The organism is Sporosarcina ureae (genome assembly GCF_029267015.1).
GTDB lineage: Bacteria > Bacillota > Bacilli > Bacillales_A > Planococcaceae > Sporosarcina > Sporosarcina ureae_D.
The window spans coordinates 1-3880 of record NZ_JARIEA010000067.1; the positions used below are offsets into that span (position 1 = coordinate 1).

A 3880-nucleotide genomic window follows, 5' to 3' on the forward strand; every position below is an offset into this window, starting at 1 on the left:
CCAACTTCCGCTTCCATCCTACTTTAATAGTGCTAGTACTTAGATCACTCAATGTAAGTAGTGTGTGAATTATTGTTTTGTCTTAACTTCTTTAGTTTCAAGTTCTACAGTTCAAAATCGATTACAACACTTATTTTAATGCACAACAAAAAGTCTCACCCGCTTGCATTGCAAGGAATTGGAGCGTAGGAGGGGCGACTCCTGGAGGATAAGCGGGACAGGTGAAACACCCTGCGAGCGAAGCGAAAGCCGTAGCGTAGTACGGCTTTTGCGAGTATAAGCGTAGCGTTAGGAGCACATCTTTGCACTAGGGGTGTGGTTCACCGCCCGCCCTCCGGAAAGCGTCCCCTCCGAAGCGCAAATCCTCCACCCCAACAAAAATTCAGACTCTCTTATTTCTTCATAATCTTCGGAGGCGTGTCCCCTGGTATCTCTGGTTTTTCATTTGGGGCATCTTCCAAGAACTTCGTTACGACGATTTCTTTCGGCACAGTGGCTTTGCCGTTCTTTTCTTCCAACTTGTCAATTGTCCGCTCAATGGTTTTATTCAACGTCGAGAGCGCTACGATGGTGTCCCCTGTCTGTGCTTGGAGTTCTTTTTCTGCCGTGTAGAACTCCATGTCGCCATTTGCACGCATGACGTATAACAATACCGACTGGTCATCGCGTTCGCGTAAGTACTGGGTGTAGCTGTATTGTTTCGTCAGCAACGTCTTACGGAATACGTGTCCTTGATGAATGCGCTCGTCCAGTTCATGGATGGACAAGTTCGGTGTAAACAGGAACTGCCCTGTCGTTAAGTTAAACTGTTGATCCGCGCTTCGTTTATGCGTCGTCGTTTGGAACAGTAAGTCCCGTCCTAGATCGGGCGTGAAGTCAGCACATACATGTGAATTATAAGTATCGGTCTTGGTCATCGCCAAAATATAACGGTATGGCGTTAAGTCGAGATGATATCCGGTATGTTCAGATAAGATATCTCCCATATATGTTGGGACACTGAGCTTTCGTGCGTTGGAAAGACCGCCCCACGAACCTTCAATAACTAATACTTTATGACCTGCGTCACTAATGTTCTTCGCTAGTTCAGCTACAAACTTCGTACTACCAATTAGCACAACACCCGATTCGATCGGTGTAGTTAAATTCAGTTTTTTTGCGAGCCAACCAATCGAGAATCCGTGTACGACAACGGTCGAAAATACGAGCGCAAATGTTAGTGCAGTTAATAGTTCAGCATCTTTGTAGCCATTCTCGAGCAAAATCGAAGCGAAATATCCCGAAACGGTCAGTGCTACAATTCCTCGTGGCGCAATCCACCCGATGAGTGTTTTCTCACGATTTGTCAAATCAGTGCCGATTGTTGATACCCAGATGGATAGCGGTCTGACGACGAATAGCATCGCGAGTACGTATAAGATAATTTTCGGATTCAAGATTTCAATCAATATATGCGGATTGAGGGAAGCTGTCAGCATGACGAAAATCCCTGAAATAAGCAACACGGAAATGTTCTCCTTGAATTCACGAATGTCTTCTAATGTAGTCAAATGCATATTCGCCATCGTCATCCCCATCGCTGTGACAGCCAATAAGCCTGTCTCATGCATGATTTCATCAGATAATACGAAGACGAATAATACAAAGCCGAATAAAATAGGTGCTTTTAAAAACTCAGGCACCCAACCTTTTTCAAACGACGTACCTAATATCCGACTTGTCCCCCAACCAAGAAGCACAGAAAATAGTGACGCGCCCACAAATAGCAACATCGCTTTGACTGTTACTTCATTATTTAGGAACTTGATCACTTCAAATGCAAAGACTGCTAGAAGTGCGCCGAACGGATCTACGACAATTCCTTCCCACTTCAATATTGCTGCAGCACGAGGCTTTAATCGCGCTTGTCGTAATAAAGGTAGGATTACGGTAGGGCCTGTTACGATAAATAATCCCCCGATGATGAATGCGACTTCCCACGACAATCCTGCGATATAGTGAGCTGCAAGTGAACCCGCAATCCACGCGATGAACGCGCCAAATGTAACGATTCGCGCAACGGGACGACCAAATCCTTTAATTTCTTTAAAATCAAGATTCAAACTTCCTTCAAATAATATAATAGCTACCGCAAACGTAATAATCGGAGAATATAAATCCCCCATGGATTGCTGTGGATTGATCAAACCGAAAATAGGTCCAACTAACAGACCCGCAATCGCCATCACGACAATCGCCGGCATTCTCGTGCGCCATGCTATCCATTGCGACGCTACACCAATTAACACGACCAACATTAAATCCATAATCAATGAATTGAACATTAGGTAGGTCGCCTCCTTCCCTCTTCCAAGCCTTTCTGAACCGCTTTCTCCTCATTGTAATAAACTATTGCCGTTTTTCATAGGGTAAGAGGAACGAGCAGATTCAGAAAGGGTGGTTCCTATCGAAAAACAAGTCCAAAAAACAATCGTGATCTATCTTTCCATAACTGAAGGTAAGGGAAGTTATCCTTTACGCCGTGCACTAATACTGGCAAATACGCTAAAAAGCGAAGCACAAGTCATCTTTTTATACGATCAAGAAACACCAGTCCCAAGCGAAGATTTTACATGCTATAAAGTAATTGGCCCTTCTTCATTCATTAAATTAATAGGTAAACTTCAGCCTGATCTTTTGATTCGAGACAGTGGTCCAAGCTATAAGGACGAAATGATCAAGATTCACGAACTAGTGCCTAGTATTCTACATTTCGATGATTTTGGTGATGGCGGACAACTAGCAGACTGGGTGATCCAGACGTTGTATCCGGAAACTCAGGAAGTACATGCCGAGCACTACATCGTCGGGCCCCAGACATTCATAGCAGACGCTTCACTGGAATCTTTTCGGCATGCCGGTTTAAAGAGAAAATCCCCCTCTTCATCACAACTCGTCATTTCATTCGGTGATGAAGATCCCGGAAATCTCACGTTTCGTGCGTTGCGACATTTAAAGCAATTGCAGATTCCTTTATCCGTTATGGTGCTACTAGGAAAGAATTATAAACATGATGTGAGTGAAATCCAAATGATGGCATTAAGCCGACCGAACACAAAAGTCGTCCAAGCCCCGGACAACCGTGCAGAGTGGTTCTCTAAAGCCGATATGGTTTTGTGCGATGCCGGCTATACACCTTATGAAGTAGCTGTTATTGGTGTACCTTGTATTGTACTTGCCCAAAACGAGTTCGAATCAAACCTCGGCTTTCCGACCGAAAGAAACGGCTTCACCCACCTCGGCCTCGGCCGTAAAGTAACACAGTCGAACTTACTGAACGCGATTATGGAACCGTTGCTGCATGATGCACGTAAGGAACGCGCGATCAAAAAGCAGTTGCAGATCGATGTCGGGACGAGTAACGAAGAGGTAATTGAGGCGATCCGTTACTTGCTAGAGTTTCCTAAACGCACAAGGCAGAATATGTTACACTAAAGGAAAACATATGATAGGAGTTTTCCGTTATGACGAAGGAACAGTTGGAGCAAGAGATCGCTGAGCTGAAGATGGACTACATCAGCTTGCAGGGTGATATGGAGAAGTTGGAGTCGACAGGTCATGTGAAGATGATCGAAAATGCAGAGTTGCGCCTTTCTAAAATGGAAGAGCGCCTCGCGGATTTGAACAAGCAGCTCGCTGAAGCGACGAATTAAACACGAACAACCTCTATCAGGTATTGCTGATGGAGGTTGTTTTTTGGGGGTTTGCTAGTAGTGAGGTTGACTTTGGATTGGGGGTAGGGATTTGCGCTCTAGGCGGACGCTTTCCCATGGGCTCTCGGTGAGCCAACCAGGTCGCAAGCTCCCTTTTGGTTGTCTCTCCTTTCGAGCTGATCCATCGG

At 45.1% G+C, this 3880-nt stretch carries 3 protein-coding genes; 2 read left to right on the forward strand and 1 reads right to left on the reverse strand.

Features of this window, described 5'->3' with window-relative positions; genetic code table 11:
* Positions 1-392: 392 nt before the first annotated feature.
* Positions 393-2324: a cation:proton antiporter gene (locus tag Q7P97_RS11015; RefSeq protein WP_303969238.1), complete on the reverse strand. Its 1932-nt coding sequence runs from the start codon at positions 2322-2324 to the stop codon at positions 393-395.
* A gap of 112 nt (positions 2325-2436) precedes the next feature.
* On the opposite strand from Q7P97_RS11015, the gene Q7P97_RS11020 reads away from it, so the two are divergent.
* Together Q7P97_RS11020 and Q7P97_RS11025 are read left to right on the forward strand one after the other, a co-directional pair.
* Positions 2437-3474 carry a CMP-N-acetylneuraminic acid synthetase gene (locus Q7P97_RS11020; protein ID WP_303969239.1) on the forward strand — a complete coding sequence of 346 codons (1038 nt, stop codon included), beginning with the start codon at positions 2437-2439 and terminating at the stop codon, positions 3472-3474.
* Positions 3475-3503: 29 nt separating this feature from the next.
* Positions 3504-3692, forward strand: a complete 189-nt coding sequence (locus Q7P97_RS11025) for an SE1832 family protein (RefSeq protein ID WP_303969240.1) — start codon at positions 3504-3506, stop codon at positions 3690-3692.
* Positions 3693-3880: the final 188 nt, after the last annotated feature.

What these genes read in the sequence shown, in the direction of transcription:
- Q7P97_RS11025 (WP_303969240.1), top strand. Translation starts at nt 3,504, where the DNA reads ATGACGAAGGAACAGTTGGAGCAAGAGATCGCTGAGCTGAAGATGGAC.
- Q7P97_RS11015 (WP_303969238.1), bottom strand. Translation starts at nt 2,324, where the DNA reads ATGTTCAATTCATTGATTATGGATTTAATGTTGGTCGTGTTAATTGGT.